At 78.6% G+C, this 655-nt stretch carries 1 pseudogene; it reads right to left on the bottom strand.

Annotation, left to right across the window (positions count from 1 at the left end):
- Positions 1-655, bottom strand: a pseudogene (locus G3I56_RS42705) (hypothetical protein); the annotation flags it as partial.

Below are 655 nucleotides of genomic sequence, written 5' to 3'. Positions count from 1 at the left end.
CCCGGCCGGGCTGCCCCAGTGAGACCAGCGCGCCGACCAGCGGGACCAGCAGGCCGCCCCGCCCGGGTCCGGCGGGCTGCTGCTCCACGGCGGGTTCCAGCAGGGCCACCACCTCGGCGGGCACCCGCCCGGCCAGTTCGCGCCCGGCCCGCTCCAGACCCTTCAAGGCCCGGCCCTCGCCGCCGCGCAGCGCGGCGGCGAGATGTCCGGCCGCGGTCGCGAAGTCCCCGTCGTTCGCGTGCCGTTCGCCGAGTTCGAGGCGGAGCGCGGTGCGCACGGGCGGCGGCACCGTCTCGCGCACGGCCCGCCACAGCGGCTCGTGCCGGAAGACCAGCTGCCGGTCGGTGGAGACCAGCACGCCCGCCGTGACGCACTCCTGCACTGCGGGTATGAGGTCGAGGGCGCCCCGGTCGAGGGCCAGGGCCAGGTCACCGGGGGTGACAAAGCGGCCGAGGACCGCCGCGACGTCGAGCAGGGCCGTGGCGTCGGAGGACAGTTCACGCAAGGGCCGCAGCACCGCGGCGCGCAGCCGGTCGGGCAGCGCTCCCGGTGGCAGGGCGGCGGGCGCGCCGGGGGTCGGCGGGGCCGCCGTGTCGCGTACGGCCTCGGCCAGTTCCACCACCCGGGCCGGCGCCCCGTCCTCGGTGGCGAGCAG

This window comes from Streptomyces sp. SID12488, from assembly GCF_010548275.1.
Taxonomy (GTDB): domain Bacteria; phylum Actinomycetota; class Actinomycetes; order Streptomycetales; family Streptomycetaceae; genus Streptomyces.
Note: the sequence above shows the minus strand (reverse complement) of the source record. Positions and strands in the feature narration are given on the sequence as shown.